Raw genomic sequence first — 14,647 nt, 5'->3', positions numbered from 1 at the left:
GACCACCAGAACATTCGTAACTTCATACAAAGCGGCTGGAAGGGTGTCACCTTTGATGGTCAGGCACTGACTGCAAAAGGTTAAGACATTTCCGCTTGGGTGAAAGCACCCATCAGCAATCCCAGCCAGCCCACTAAAAACGCCATCCCGCCCAGCGGGGTGATCCAGGCGAGGCTGGTGTTGCCGGTTAAGGCCATGGCATACAATGAGCCACAAAACAGCAGCACACCCACCAGCCAACCCCAGGCAGCTACATAAAACCAGCGCCCTAGACCATTCAACACAAAAGACAAAGCCACCAGCGCCAGGGTGTGCCACATCTGATAACGTACCGCCAGATCAAACCAGCCCTTTGCCCGATCATCCAAATAGGGTTTTAATCCATGCGCGGCAAAAGCCCCAAGCGCCACCGCCAGAAAACCCAGTAGCGCTGCACCCAGTAGCCAACGGCGATGGATAAAGAAAGTGATATTTGCTGATCCCATAAAATCACCACCCTTTTAATGGCAGCCTTTTTTCTGCCTGATTACAAAATCATTACGGACATTGAGGGATTTAAAGTACAGACTAATGTACTCTATTTGAAACAAGGGTTCTCCATGGAACTTTCTAGTCTCATCAAAGCCATCAATGCTGGCCCAGTGGACTTTTCATTGGCATTACGGGTTAAAGCCGTTATTTTTACGACCATAACATCTGCCAGCCATCCTGAGACAGCCGTACCCCAGATACAACAACCAGCTTCTTTACTCGCTTCATCCTGAGGTAACCGCTGAACCTTCCTGTATTGATAACCACAAGGAGATTCAGCGGTGTCTGGATCATGCCTTGTGGTAAATTGCTGCCCCTTTGTCCTTGAACTCTTGTGATTTTTGCTGCATGCCTTGCTCAGCCTGAGCATTGATGGCGGCCACCTGGGTTTCATCCAGATCCCGCACTTCCTGACTGATTTTCATCGAGCAGAATTTGGGGCCGCACATGGAGCAGAAGTGCGCCACCTTGGCGGAATCCTTCGGCAGGGTTTCGTCATGGAAGGAACGTGCAGTATCCGGATCAAGCCCCAGATTAAACTGGTCTTCCCAGCGGAATTCAAAACGCGCCTTGGACAGAGCATTGTCACGCCGCTGAGCAGCCGGATGACCCTTTGCCAGATCCGCCGCATGAGCCGCAATTTTGTAGGTGATAATGCCGGTTTTAACATCATCCTTGTTGGGCAGCCCCAAATGCTCCTTGGGGGTGACATAACAGAGCATGGCACAACCATACCAGCCAATCATTGCCGCACCGATACCGGAGGTGATGTGGTCATAACCGGGAGCAATGTCGGTGGTCAGTGGACCCAGGGTATAAAAAGGCGCTTCATCACAACATTCCAGCTGTTTGTCCATGTTCTCTTTAATTAGATGCATCGGCACATGGCCGGGGCCTTCAATCATCACCTGTACATCATGTTGCCAGGCAATTTTGGTCAACTCACCGAGGGTTTCCAGTTCACCAAACTGGGCAGCATCATTAGCATCAGCAATCGAGCCGGGGCGCAGACCATCACCCAGTGAGAAGGCAACATCATATTGTTTGCAGATTTCGCAGATGTCTTCAAAGTGGGTATAAAGGAAGTTTTCTTGATGGTGTGCCAGGCACCACTTGGCCATGATGGAGCCGCCACGAGAAACAATACCTGTCACCCGTTTGGCGGTCAGGGGTACATAACGCAGCAAAACACCCGCATGGATGGTGAAGTAGTCCACCCCCTGTTCGGCCTGTTCAATCAGGGTGTCGCGGAAGACTTCCCAGGTCAGGTCTTCAGCCACACCATTCACCTTTTCCAGCGCCTGATAAATCGGCACGGTGCCCACCGGAGCCGGGCAATTACGGATGATCCACTCGCGGGTTTCGTGAATGTGTTTGCCTGTGGATAGATCCATGATGGTGTCTGAACCCCAGCGAATGCCCCAGGTCATCTTGGCGACTTCTTCTTCAATCGAAGAACCCAGCGCTGAATTACCGATATTGCCGTTGATCTTCACCAGAAAGTTGCGCCCGATAATCATCGGCTCACTTTCCGGGTGATTGATGTTGCAGGGAATAATCGCTCGGCCACGCGCCACTTCATCGCGTACAAATTCAGGGGTGATTTCCTGTGGGATGGCAGCACCAAAAGACTGACCGGCGTGTTGCTGCTGCAGAATCGCCTCTACGGCTTCAATGCCCAGTTGCTGGCGTTTCTGGTTTTCACGGATGGCAATAAATTCCATTTCTGGCGTGATAATCCCCTGACGGGCATAGTGCAGCTGAGTGACATTTTTACCGGGCAGGGCACGACGCGGTTTACGTTTCAGGTTAAAACGCAGTGATTCCAGCATGGGATCGGCTTCGCGGCGGCGGCCAAACTCACTGGTCGGGCCGTTTAACAGTTCGGTATCACCGCGCTCCTCAATCCAGGCTGCACGCAGCGCAGGTAAACCCTTACGAATGTCGATGTTGGCTTGTGGGTCGGTGTAAATGCCGGAGGTGTCATATACCAGAATATCGGGGTTCTGTTCCACACCAGACTGCACTTGGGTATCTGCCTGACTGATCGCGCGCATCGGCACACGAATATCCGGGCGGGAGCCCTCCACATAGACTTTGCTGGAGTTGGGCAGGGGTTGCACGCTGGCGGCATCCACCTGTGCTGTTTCTTTCAGAAACTGATTGGAAAATGAGCTGGTTGTAGCTGGATGTTCTGGTTTGTTCATTGTTGTGCTCCCACGTTGTGTTGCTGTGCGGGAACCGGCAGGGCGAAAAAAACGAGGTGCGGCCTTTATCAGTTAGAGTACGAGCCGTCAGGTGCTGCTTGATCTCGATTCCTACGCCGGTGCTAACCGGTTCAGGTTCAACGGGTATCATCTCAGCTTCCACCCAGCTTCAGGTTTCGGCACCCCGTCAAGATGTCGATCAAGAGTTTAACAAGCCCCCGCAATAGAAGAAAGACACATCTTTTTTGTGCCTAGGGCTAAAGTTTTTGTTTTTGAGGCCGAGAAACACTCCATGAGTCACTGATCAGGTTCCGGTTAACGCCATGCGTATTGAAAACGCTTATACAAAATCACTCGAAGTCCAGGAGTCACTGAACACCTCGCTGAATTCAGCGCAGGGTGCACAGTTCTCACTGGTACTCAGTTTGATGATGGCACCGGTTTATTCACCTGATCTGCCCAGCCTGTACAACAACCTGCCGGTTTACGCTCCCAGCCCGATTTACCCAACACATATTCCAACAGTTTATGACCCTCCGGGTCTGAACGACTATGTTAACCGCCCACCGGCTCACCATAATCTGGTACTGGTTGAAGATACCTATGGTCGGCGTCTGACACGACAAATTCAGAGTGGTATGGGTGAAGCTTTGGTGCAGGGTAATGCCGGTTATTTCAGTTGGTTACGCGCCTTGACTGAGGAATACCCCAAGCTGCAATTTGTCACCACCATGAAAGCAGCCAATGCACCGGCTCCACGTCAGGTGGCTGCGGCTTATGCCGCTCAGGCAAAACCGGATACAGAAACTCTGATCAAAGAGCTGAACAGTATCAAGGTTGCGGCCTGATCAATCCTGCTCTCACCTTGCCTCAGTTTGCAACCCCAAGACCGGAAAGCAGTTGTCGCATGGTGGCTTCATCATCATCATTCACTCGCGCCTGTTCCGGCAGATAAATACTAAAACAACTGCCCTGACCCGATTCCGATTGCACCCCAATATCACCGCCATAACGCCGAATCAGACTGCGACTAACCGATAAACCCAGACCATTACCACCTTCTCGGGTGGTAAAAAATGGCTGGAAAATTTTTGCCAACACCCCTTCATCCATGCCTCGCCCTTCATCCCTGACACGAATCTCCACACCCGGCGCTCCCGTTGTGGTAAGCCAGATATGGGTTGAAAGGTGGATTTTACCTGCCCCGTCCAACGCATTGGCCGCATTCAGCAGCAGGTTGACCAGCACCTGTTGCAACTGTTGGCGATTACCCTGCACCCGCCCCACCGCTGCATCATAAACCTGTACCACCTCAACACCCTGTTTATCCAGTGCATGGCGAACCAGTACCAAGGTGTCGCGTGTCACGCGGTTTACATCCAACTGCTGCAATTGATCCACCATCTGCCCTGGCCTTGAGTATTGCAGCAGGTTGTTGATGATGGCGCGGATGCGGTACACCTGCTCAATCACGGTATCTATTTCTTCCTGCACCACCACTGCACTGGGACCCAGCTCGGCCTGCAACAGATCCATATGCCCCAGTATCACCGCAGCCGGGTTGTTAATTTCATGGGCAATACCGGCCGTTAGCTCTCCCAACACGGCCAGTTTTTCCTTGGTGAACAGCTGAGCACGAGTGGCTTTTAATAGTTCGATGTGCTCCTGCAGATCCAGTGTTTTTTGCTGCAGACTCAGGGTGCGCTCTTCTACTTTGCGCTCCAGTTCTTCCGCTGCAATCCGTATTTTCTGCTGGCGGGCATCCAGCTCATCCAGCATGGCATCAAACTGGTGTGCCAGATCGGTCATTTCATCACCAGTTTCCAGATGACCAATGCGTGCCTGTTGTTGCCCGGAACGCACCGCCATCACCGAATCATGAATCCGTTTAACCGGAGCAAAAAGCTGATTGGCTCCGCGCCAGACCAGCAGTGCTGATAATCCCAGCACCAGCAGCAGGGTGATGCCCAGCTCCGACAGGGTTTTTAGATACTGGGCAAAAAATGGTCCCTCAGAAAACCCGGCGTACAAAATTCCGACCAACTCACCACGCAGGTCATAAATGGGCTCATAACCACTGATAAACCAGTCACTGACTACAAAAGCACGATCTAGCCAGCGTTTTTCATCCCGCAACACCCGGTCGGCCACTTCAGCAGAAACCCGTGTACCTATGGCTCGTTCATTAACAGGTGTTACACCCTCAATACCCAGCCCCGGAACATTGGTAGTGATACGGGTATCACCCAGAAACAGAGTGACCGTTCCCAGACCGTTTTCCGGCAAAGCACCAGGCCCATAAACCAGATCACGAATGGTATCTACAAAGGTCAGGTTATGATTCAGCAGCAGCCCACCATCCAGTAAAAACAACACCTCACCTTTACTGTTGGTAATGGGATGCAGGCTGCGAACCAGCATGGCACGATCTTCAATTTTTTTGTTGCTGGCTCTGGCCCGTGGTGTAGGTATAACCTGCACTTGCACACGATCCACCAGCTCGGGATACCAGGCATTCAACTCTGACTCACTAACCACCGATAGGCCGGTGAAACTCTGTCCCGCTGCTACAGAACGCAACAACCCATAAAGACTGGGCTGCTGAAGCTCCAGCTGCTCCACCTCACTGACATCCAGCAGGCGTAAAAAATCAAAACCATGACGCTGACGGATGGTATCTACCAATCGCTCCAGACGCTGCCGGTCGCGTTGCACAATTTCATCATGAAACCGCCAGGCATTAGCCATCTGCTCCAGTCGCTCCAGCTGGCGTTCCTGCATTATATCCAGCGTGCCCCGCGCCACTGCAAGGTCAGCAGCCACCTTCATATACAACTGGCGGTCGGTATAGGTCGTTGTCCAGTAACCGGTCAACAACATCAGCGCAATCAGTGTCAGCAAGATGGGTAGCAGTGTCAGTGCCAGCAGCTTACCTCGGACCGAACGTCCCGACAGCCACATTAGTTCTGCACCTCAGATGCTTCATTTTGCTCCGGTGACCAGGCAGACAATTTGCGATCCAGGGTTTTACGTGCCACACCCAACTGCCGCGCAGCAGCAGATTTATTACCATCACAGGCATCCAGCACCCGCAGGATATGACGTTTTTCCACCTCCTCCAACGGCCAGCAACTGGGATAACCGGATTGAGCCGATTCCACCCGACTGACACCTGATAGGTCTTCCAAAGGCAGCTGCCCCATCAGGATGCAGCGCTCGATGAAGTTCTTTAACTCACGGATATTGCCCGGCCAAGGATGTTCTTGCATGGCTTGTAAGTCTTCATGACTGAAAGGCACTGCTTCTAATCCCAACTCACGAGCCAGGTGGCGAGAAAAATAATGTGCCAGTTGCGGAATATCTTCACTGCGTTCACGCAGCGGTGGCAAGGTGAGTGTTAATACATTCAGGCGGAAATACAGGTCTTCGCGGAAACGACCGGCTTTAACCTCTTCACTTAACTGGCGATTGGTGGCGGCAAGAATACGCACATCCACCCGCACCTCCTGCTCACTGCCAACCGGGCGAATGGCTTTCTGCTCCAGCGCTCGCAGCAGTTTGGATTGCATGCCCAGCGGCAACTCACCAATTTCATCCAGAAACAGAGTGCCACCACTGGCATAACTGAACAGGCCGTCTCTGGCCTTGTTGGCACCAGTAAAAGCCCCGCGGGTATGACCAAAAAGCTCTGCCTCCAGCAACTCGGGAGAAATGGCACCGCAGTTGACCGGTACATAAGCACCTTCGCGCCCAGACATCTGGTGCAGCGCCCGTGCCACCAGATCTTTACCAGTACCGGATTCACCTTCGATTAACACGGCTGAAGGTGTGGGTGCTACCCGCTGAATCACGGCTTCCAGGCGTTTCATGGCGGTGCTGTCACCCACCATGGGATTATCCGCTTCCAGAAACTGGCGTACCTCTCGTTTAAGCAGAAAATTCTCGCGGGTCAGCTGGCGGCGCTTTAACACCCGCAGTACCGCATTCATCATCTGCTCCAGCCGGAAAGGCTTGAGAATAAAATCCGCTGCACCCACCCGAATCGCCTGAATAGCAGTATCCAGTTCGGCATAAGCGGTCATAAAAATCACATCACTGTGACGGTTTGGATCATTCAGTGCTTCATGCCATTCAATCCCCGAACGACCGGGCATCCGTACATCCAGAATCATCAGATCAAAATGACAACGGGTACGCAGAGCCTCTGCCTGCTCAACACTGCCGGCTGTTTCAACCAGCCCGAAGTGTTTGCTGAGTGCCTTCTCCAGAAACTGTCGCATACCCGGTTCATCATCAACAATTAAGACAGAAGCGGAGCGGCATAAAATAAAATCCGGCATTGCGGTCATGTAATTGTGCCTTCTGGACAAAATGAGCCTTCGAGATTTGCAAAGTGTAGCATTTTGACCCACTTTTACTAAAGATCTTTCTCTACTCAGGCGCTGATGTTGTTTCTCAGTCTTCTACAACCCGCTAAACTCGAAGATCCGGACACTGACAGCACCAAAGCTGGCATCTGGTTTGCTATTTCTTTATCAGTCGACCGGCTGACCGCGTTCAACACTGCTAAGAGGAACAACGACCCAAAATGAAAAAATCCAACCTGACCCCGCTGCTTCTGTTCACACTGCTGTTCAGCTTCTGCCTGCCACTCAGTGCAGCTGACATCATTCGCCTCGCTACCACCACCAGCACTTACAACTCCGGATTGCTGGATCACCTGCTGCCTCATTTTGAGAAAAAACAGGGTGTCAAGGTTCAGGTACTGTCTGTGGGTACCGGGCAGGCTTTAAAACTGGGGCAGGATGGTGATGTGGATCTGGTGATGACCCATGCTCCGGCAGCAGAAGAGGCATTTGTGGAAGCCGGTTATGGCATTGAACCGCGCAGCCTGATGTACAACGACTTTGTGCTGGTCGGCCCCAAAAATGATCCTCTGCAACTGGCGCAGTCAGAAGGGGTACTGGATGCCATAGATCGCATTCGGCTAGGCAAGGGCATTTTCATCTCTAGAGGCGATGATTCCGGCACCCATAAAAAGGAGCTGGAGCTTTGGGCTCTCAGCGGCAACATGCCCGACTTCTCTGGTTATCGTGCCGTGGGACAAGGCATGGGCAAGGTATTGTTAATGGCCAGTGAAATGCAGGGTTATACCCTGACTGATCGGGGCACCTGGCTGGCTTTGCGTTCCAAACTGGATTTACAGCTGCTGGTCGAAGGCAGTGTTGACCTGGCTAACCCCTACCAGGTGATTCTGGTTAACCCAAAACGCCACCCCAGTATCAACCAAAAAGGGGCGCGTCAATTGCGTGACTGGCTGATTTCAAAAGAAGGACAAACACTGATTGGTAATTTCCAGATCAATGGTGAGCAGCTGTTCTTTCCGGATGCTCACTAAAGTTTATGGAGTCCATCTCATCAGCAACCCTGCTTGCCATTCAGCTACTGCTGAGTGGTGATGCAGAGTTATGGCAGATTATCGGAATTTCTTTCCGTGTTTCCCTGACCGCTCTGCTGCTGGCTTTGCCGCTGGCATTGCTGGTAGGTTTTGCCCTGGCTTTCTGGCGTTTTCCCGGCCACTGGTTGCTGGTCACTTTAAACAATACCCTGTTGGCCGTACCCACGGTGGTGATTGGCCTTTTGCTGTTTCTGTTATTGTCCCGCTCCGGCCCGCTGGGTGATTTACGCTTGTTGTTCAGCCAACCGGCGATGGTGATGGGTCAGTGGTTGATGTGCCTGCCGATTCTGATTGCCATGAGCCATGCCGCCTATCAGAGTATCTCGCGCCATGCCTGGGAAACCTCCCGCACACTGGGGCTTTCCCGCTTGCGCAGTCTGTGGCTGATTACACTGGAAGTACGTTTTGCACTGCTGGCTGCAGTTGTTACCGCCTTTGGACGCATTGTTGCTGAAGTCGGTTGCGCCATGATGGTGGGGGGCAACATTGCCGGTTATACCCGCACCATCACCACCGCTATCGCTCTGGAAACCTCCAAAGGTTCTTATGTACAGGGCATCGCACTGGGGCTGGTATTGTTGCTGCTGGCACTGGGACTCAACCTGCTGGTTGGCATCTGTCGTGGCACCAGCACTCAGGGAGTTGCTCATTAATGAAAACTCTTGCCCCGATGATGCTGCAGGCCAGCAATCTGCAACTTAACTTTCAGCGGCGTAATATCTGGAATATTCCCCGCCTGCGACTGCAACAGGGTGACAGCATTTACCTGCAGGGGATCAACGGCAGCGGCAAAACCAGTTTAATGAAAGTGCTGGCGGGATTACATTCACCCTCCGCAGGAGAAGTCAGCCTTAACTGTTCAGGACTACAACCGGCACAGGCAGTTTGTTACCTGCACCAACAACCCTATCTGTTTAATACCAGTGTGATGGGTAATCTACAGCTGGTTTTACACAGCCAGCGCCTCAGCAATCCATCATCCCTGCTGATTACTGAAACCCTGGAGTGGGCTGGTTTATTGCCTCAGGCACAACAGGCGGCTCGTTCTTTATCCGGTGGTGAGCGCCAGCGCCTGGCACTGGCAAGAGCCCGTTTGGTTCAGCCCAGCTTTTTGCTGCTGGATGAACCTACTGCCAATCTTGACCAGCAGAGTGTTATTCGTCTAGGCAAGATGATCCGCGATTTACAGCAACAAAAGGTCGGGCTGCTGCTGACCAGCCATCAACAAAACGAAGTCACTGAGCTTTGCAGCGGGCACTGGATGCTGAATAATGGGGAACTCCTGTATTCCTGAATCATCACCCAAACGAGGCAAACCCATGACCCAGCCAACCCTTCTACCCATTTGTGGTGTTATTCTGGCCGGAGGTGAAGGCCGCCGTATGGGAGGGCAGGACAAAGGCTGGGTGGATTATCAGGGTCAACCACTGATCCAACATGTGATTCAACGCCTGCAACCTCAGCTTCCCGACCTGTTGATTAACGCCAACCGTAACCTGACAGATTATCAGACGCTGGGTTATCCGGTTGTCTCGGACATTGAGCAGGGGTTTCATGGCCCGTTGATGGGGATTCTTACCGGCCTTAAAGCCTCTTCTCAGGAATGGACTCTATTTGTACCCTGTGATGGCCCTTTTCTGCCCGAAAAGCTGGCCGAACGCTTGTATCAAGCAGCCATAACAAATGCCTGTGATATTGCCGTGGCATCGGATGGTGAGTGGCTGCAACCGGTGGTGGTGTTGATCCGCTCCCAGTTAGCAACACAACTGGAACAAGCCATGCTAAGTGGAGAGCGTAAACCCGACCGCTGGTATGCCAGCAGAGGGATGACACAAGTGGTGTTTGATGCTGACAGTCTGCGCAACTTCAACAAACCGGATGAAATGGTCTGAGTTGCAGACCTCGGCCTCTACCTCGTAACTCGCTTGCAACGACCTCTTCAGATCAATATACGTCAAACCGTATTTGTGGCATATCCAGATCAGCCTGAGCAGTGAAGGTAGGCTTTTCCTTTATTTGTCAGTTTCTTCCCTATTAGCGGGGAACAGGCTTTGCTCAGTATAAAAGCAATAACAGGAGCAAGCTGTCGTATGACTCATTATCCCCTGCCCGTACTGGGCTTTGCCGCCTGGAGTGGCACAGGTAAGACTACTTTGTTAAAAGCACTGCTACCGCGTTTGCGGGCGCAGGGGCTGCGTATTGGCTGTATCAAACATGCCCACCACGATTTTGACGTGGATACCCCCGGCAAGGACAGTTATGAACTGCGTCATGCCGGAGCTGAACAGATGCTGATTGCCTCCCACAAACGCTGGGCGCTGATGGTAGAAGATGAACGTACTGAACCACCGGCACTGGACGAACTGCTGCAACAGCTGAATATCGACCGGCTGGATCTGATTCTGATTGAAGGTTTTAAAGCTGAGGCTTTTCCAAAAATAGAGCTGCACCGGCCTGAGGTTGGCAAGCCCTGGCGCTTTCGGGAAGACCCACACATCCTTGCGGTGGCCTGTGATCAACCGGCAGCAATACCTGATGACTGCACCCTTCCCAGGCTGGATCTGAACAACCTGGAACAGCTCGAAGATTTTATTCTGGAATTCTGCCACCGCCACCCGTCACGGAGTGATGCCGCATGAGCCTGTCCTGTTTTGAATTCACCGATCAAAAAAACCAGCTGACACTGGAAGAAGCCCAGCAGGCACTGCTGACTTCCGCCACCCAGATCACTCACAGCATCCAGTTACCCCTAGCCGATACTGCTGGTTTATCACTGGCCAGTGACATTATTGCGCCGATCAATGTGCCACAGAACACCAATGCCGCCATGGATGGTTATGCTATCCACAGCCGCGACCTGGCAGATCAAAAAAGCTGGAAAATCATCGGGGAAAGCTTGGCCGGTCAGGGTTTTAAAGGTGAATTACAAACGGGTGAGAGTGTCTATATCACCACGGGTGCACCCTTGCCAGCGGGTGCGGATACCGTAGTGATGATTGAACAATGCCGAGTGGAAACCAACACGGTTTATTTTGAGCAGGTTAAAAAAATCCAGCCAGGCAGTCATGTGCGTCAGGCGGGTGAAGACATACAACAAGGGCAGGTGGTATTAAAACAGGGCACTCGTCTGGGCAGTGCCCAACTGGGATTACTGGCCTCACTGGGGCTGGATCAGGTGCCGGTACACCAGCCTGTCAAAGTGGCGGTTTTTTCTACCGGGGATGAAGTGACCGCACCGGGACAAAGCCTGCCTGCTGCCGGTATTTATGATGCCAACCGTTTTACCCTGATGGCCATGCTGGATGCACTGGGTTGTCAGGTCACAGATCTGGGCATCCTGCCGGATAATCTGCAGCAGATCACCCAAGCACTGTCACAAGCCAGTGCTGAACATCAACTGGTACTGACCTCCGGTGGTGTTTCTGTAGGGGATGCCGATTTTGTTAAACAGGCACTCAGCCAGTTGGGAGAAACTCGTTTCTGGCGGTTGGCCATCCGCCCCGGTCGGCCTTTTGCTTTTGGGCATCTGGGTCAGAATGCAGCAGGCCAGACCTGCCTTTTTGCCGGACTACCGGGTAACCCGGTGGCCACACTGGTGACTTTTATGCTGTTGGTGCAACCCATGATCCGCCAGTTGCAGGGTGCCAGTTGTTGTTTACCGCCGGTCTGGACCGCGGTGGCGGAAACCCTGTTAAAAAGCCGCAGTGGTCGCAGTGATTTCCATCGTGGCCGGTTCAGTTTTAATGCCAGTGGACAGCTGCAGGTGCGCAGTACCGGTGCCCAAGGCTCTGGTATTCTCACTTCTGCACATCAGGGCAACTGCCTGATCCGTATTCCTGATGATCAGCCGGATATTCCGGCAGGTGATTCAGTCACCATCTATCCTTTTTATGAATGGCTGCCCGGTTATAGAGGATTTGCCGAATGAATACCCTGACACACCTGAATGCCCGCGGTGAAGCCCGCATGGTGGATGTTTCCGATAAACAGATCACCTCACGCACTGCCAGTGCCTGCGCCAGTGTAAAAATGCACCCAACCACACTGAACATGATTGTGGAAGGGGGTCATCCCAAAGGGGATGTACTGGCCACAGCACGGATTGCCGGTATCATGGCAGCAAAAAAGACACCGGAACTGATTCCTCTTTGCCATCCACTGATGCTCAGCAAGGTAGAAGTGGAACTGACACCGGATACCAACCTGCCCGGCATACGTATCCTTGCCACCTGCAAACTGGCCGGACAAACAGGTGTGGAGATGGAAGCCTTAACTGCCACCTCGGTGGCCGCACTCACCGTTTATGACATGTGCAAAGCCGTGGATAAACGTATGGAAATTGAAGGCATTCGAGTGCTGGAAAAAACTGGCGGTAAATCCGGCGACTGGGTTTTTGACACGGCACCTCAGCCTGCTGATCAATCTGCTTCTGCACCTGCGACTCAAACGGCCACCAGCAGCAACACCGCTGCATCCAAGGGATCAATGATCCAAGTGCATTTTTTTGCCGAGCTGCGTGAACAACTGGGTGTGGATAACCTGAGTCTGTCGCTGCAGGATCTGTCCGGCAATACCTTGGAAGATCTGCTCCAGCAACTGCACAGTCGTGGTGAAAGCTGGCAGCGTTATCTGTCTGGCAACAACCTGCTGATAGCGATCAACCAGCAGATGGTCAAGTCCGGTCATAACATCAAGGCCGGTGATGAAGTGGCTTTTTTCCCACCCGTAACCGGGGGCTGAAGCATGATCAGGGTACAGCGCGAAACCTTTGATCTAGGCAAAGAAGTGGATGCCATGACGGCTAATCGCACTGATCTGGGTGCGGTAGTCAGTTTTACGGGTTATGTGCGTGATTTTAACGAAAAACCCGAGGTCACAGCACTGACGCTGGAACACTATCCCGGCATGACCGAACAGGCATTACAACAAATTGTGCAGGAAGCGGAGCAACGCTGGCCGTTACAAGCCACCTGTATTATCCATCGTATTGGTCGGCTGGAACCGGGCGACCCCATTGTGTTGGTGGCTACTGCATCAGCACACCGACAGGCTGCTTTTGATGCCTGCAATTTTATTATGGATTTTTTGAAAACCCGCGCCCCTTTCTGGAAAAAGGAACACACCCGCAGCGGTGATTATTGGGTCAGCGCCCGCCACAGCGACAATGAGGCAGCCAGTCGTTGGGCACAACACGCGGAGAATGAATAATATGAATCAGCCCGCCCTGTTACCCGAGCGTCTGATCGACAACTTTGGTCGTCAGGTCACCTACGTTCGCCTCTCTGTCACTGACCGCTGCGATTTTCGTTGTGTGTATTGCATGAGTGAGGAGATGAAATTCCTGCCGCGTGAATCCATTCTCACACTGGAAGAAATCGGGCGGGTGGCTCAGGCTTTTACCGAGCTGGGTGTGGAAAAAATCCGCCTGACCGGTGGTGAACCGCTGGTACGCCGTGACCTGCCGGAGCTGGTGGATTTTATCGGCACACTGGGGCTGAAAGACTTTGCCATGACCACCAACGGCAGTCAGCTGCCCCGTTATGCTGAGGCACTCAAGGCCGGTGGCCTGCAACGCCTGAACATCAGTCTGGATTCACTGGATTCAGAAAAATTCCGTCGAATTACTCGCACCGGAGAGCTGCACAAGGTACTGGCCGGGCTGGATGCCGCCATTGCAGCGGGGTTTACCGGCATCAAGCTGAACGCGGTGATTATGAAAGGCCGCAATGATGACGAAGTGCTGGATCTGGTTAACTTTGCCCGCGACAAAAAAATCGACATCAGTTTTATCGAAGAAATGCCGCTGGGTGAAGTCTCGGATCATCAACGTGGTGAAACCTACTGCTCCAGTGATGAAGTTCGTGCCATCATCGAAACCTGTTATCCACTAAGCGCCTGTGACAGTAAAACCGCTGGCCCTTCCCGTTATTACCGCATGGCGGATTCATCCAGCCGTATCGGTTTTATTTCGCCCCACTCTCACAACTTCTGTGGTGACTGCAACCGCGTCAGGGTCACGGTGGAAGGTCGCCTGCTGCTGTGCCTGGGTAATGATCATTCCATGGATCTGCGTCCAGTATTACGCGCACATCCCAGAGACAATGAGCCTTTAAAACAAGCCATTATCAACGCCATGGGACTCAAGCCCGAAAGCCACCACTTCACCAACGATGGTGAAGTGCAGGTAGTGCGGATGATGAACATGACCGGAGGCTGAAGCGCTCCAGGATAAGCACATGCATTGCAACTCAGATGCCACAAGCTTATCAGTTTTTTATCAATCACTTAAAAAACAACAGCGTCGTTTAAACCCCTTGTAAGGATCAGTGCAATCGCCTGACCCGCCCCGGTGTTTCATTGTAATAACGACGGAAGGCGTGAGTGAGGGCGCTCTGACTGGAAAAACCCACCTGTCCGGCAATCAACTCCAACGGCAAACGGGTTTGAATCA

The 14,647-nt window shown here is 52.6% G+C and carries 16 protein-coding genes and 1 riboswitch; of the genes, 11 read left to right on the top strand and 5 right to left on the bottom strand.

The window, feature by feature from the left end:
* The coding region (locus IBX50_RS20720; protein WP_366930713.1) for a HopJ type III effector protein at positions 1-84 on the top strand (84 nt) is incomplete at its 5' end.
* On the opposite strand, the gene IBX50_RS10960 is transcribed toward IBX50_RS20720, so the two are convergent.
* Positions 81-485, bottom strand: a complete 405-nt coding sequence (locus IBX50_RS10960) for a DUF423 domain-containing protein (RefSeq protein ID WP_292255822.1) — start codon at positions 483-485, stop codon at positions 81-83. The two genes, IBX50_RS20720 and IBX50_RS10960, sit on opposite strands and share 4 nt — an antisense overlap.
* A 336-nt stretch (positions 486-821) precedes the next feature.
* Positions 822-2,738 (bottom strand): phosphomethylpyrimidine synthase ThiC, encoded by a 1,917-nt coding sequence (gene thiC / locus IBX50_RS10955; protein WP_292255820.1) that lies wholly within the window; start codon positions 2,736-2,738, stop codon positions 822-824.
* 91 nt (positions 2,739-2,829) lie between these two features.
* Positions 2,830-2,935, bottom strand: a riboswitch (TPP riboswitch).
* A 126-nt stretch (positions 2,936-3,061) separates the two neighbouring features.
* Here thiC and IBX50_RS10950 point away from each other — a divergent pair.
* Complete coding sequence (locus IBX50_RS10950) at positions 3,062-3,586, top strand: hypothetical protein (protein ID WP_292255819.1); 525 nt, start codon at positions 3,062-3,064, stop codon at positions 3,584-3,586.
* Positions 3,587-3,608: 22 nt separating this feature from the next.
* On the opposite strand, the gene IBX50_RS10945 is transcribed toward IBX50_RS10950, so the two are convergent.
* Together IBX50_RS10945 and IBX50_RS10940 are read right to left on the bottom strand one after the other, a co-directional pair.
* The gene (locus IBX50_RS10945; protein ID WP_292255817.1) at positions 3,609-5,699 is read right to left on the bottom strand and encodes an ATP-binding protein; all 2,091 of its coding nucleotides are present in this window, start codon (positions 5,697-5,699) and stop codon (positions 3,609-3,611) included.
* Positions 5,699-7,087, bottom strand: coding sequence for a sigma-54 dependent transcriptional regulator (locus IBX50_RS10940; protein ID WP_292255815.1), 1,389 nt, complete (start codon positions 7,085-7,087; stop codon positions 5,699-5,701). The genes IBX50_RS10945 and IBX50_RS10940 overlap by 1 nt, the downstream gene beginning before the upstream one ends.
* Before the next feature lie 239 nt (positions 7,088-7,326).
* Here IBX50_RS10940 and IBX50_RS10935 point away from each other — a divergent pair, with 239 nt between their 5' ends.
* From IBX50_RS10935 to moaA, 9 genes are all read left to right on the top strand, one after another.
* On the top strand, positions 7,327-8,136 hold the full coding sequence (locus IBX50_RS10935; RefSeq protein WP_292255814.1) for a substrate-binding domain-containing protein: 810 nt from the start codon (positions 7,327-7,329) through the stop codon (positions 8,134-8,136).
* Positions 8,137-8,141: 5 nt separating this feature from the next.
* Positions 8,142-8,849: an ABC transporter permease gene (locus IBX50_RS10930; RefSeq protein WP_292255813.1), complete on the top strand. Its 708-nt coding sequence runs from the start codon at positions 8,142-8,144 to the stop codon at positions 8,847-8,849.
* A complete protein-coding gene (locus tag IBX50_RS10925) occupies positions 8,849-9,490 on the top strand; it encodes an ATP-binding cassette domain-containing protein (RefSeq protein ID WP_292255811.1) in 642 nt (213 codons plus the stop codon). Before IBX50_RS10930 ends, IBX50_RS10925 begins: the two co-directional genes overlap by 1 nt.
* Before the next feature lie 25 nt (positions 9,491-9,515).
* A complete protein-coding gene (gene mobA, locus IBX50_RS10920; protein ID WP_292255809.1) occupies positions 9,516-10,088 on the top strand; it encodes a molybdenum cofactor guanylyltransferase MobA in 573 nt (190 codons plus the stop codon).
* Positions 10,089-10,286: 198 nt separating this feature from the next.
* Entirely contained in the window at positions 10,287-10,835 is a 549-nt protein-coding gene (gene mobB, locus IBX50_RS10915; protein ID WP_292255808.1) for a molybdopterin-guanine dinucleotide biosynthesis protein B, read from the top strand.
* Entirely contained in the window at positions 10,832-12,124 is a 1,293-nt protein-coding gene (glp, locus tag IBX50_RS10910; protein ID WP_292255807.1) for a gephyrin-like molybdotransferase Glp, read from the top strand. Before mobB ends, glp begins: the two co-directional genes overlap by 4 nt.
* On the top strand, positions 12,121-12,936 hold the full coding sequence (gene moaC, locus IBX50_RS10905) for a cyclic pyranopterin monophosphate synthase MoaC (protein WP_292255805.1): 816 nt from the start codon (positions 12,121-12,123) through the stop codon (positions 12,934-12,936). Before glp ends, moaC begins: the two co-directional genes overlap by 4 nt.
* A gap of 3 nt (positions 12,937-12,939) precedes the next feature.
* On the top strand, positions 12,940-13,404 hold the full coding sequence (gene moaE / locus IBX50_RS10900) for a molybdopterin synthase catalytic subunit MoaE (protein WP_292255804.1): 465 nt from the start codon (positions 12,940-12,942) through the stop codon (positions 13,402-13,404).
* A 1-nt stretch (position 13,405) separates the two neighbouring features.
* Positions 13,406-14,413 (top strand): GTP 3',8-cyclase MoaA, encoded by a 1,008-nt coding sequence (gene moaA, locus IBX50_RS10895; RefSeq protein WP_292255803.1) that lies wholly within the window; start codon positions 13,406-13,408, stop codon positions 14,411-14,413.
* 106 nt (positions 14,414-14,519) lie between these two features.
* Here the strand turns inward: moaA and IBX50_RS20715 are convergent, their stop codons facing one another.
* Entirely contained in the window at positions 14,520-14,633 is a 114-nt protein-coding gene (locus IBX50_RS20715) for a helix-turn-helix domain-containing protein (protein ID WP_366930712.1), read from the bottom strand.
* Positions 14,634-14,647: the final 14 nt, after the last annotated feature.

This window comes from Marinospirillum sp., from assembly GCF_014859565.1.
Note: the sequence above shows the minus strand (reverse complement) of the source record. Positions and strands in the feature narration are given on the sequence as shown.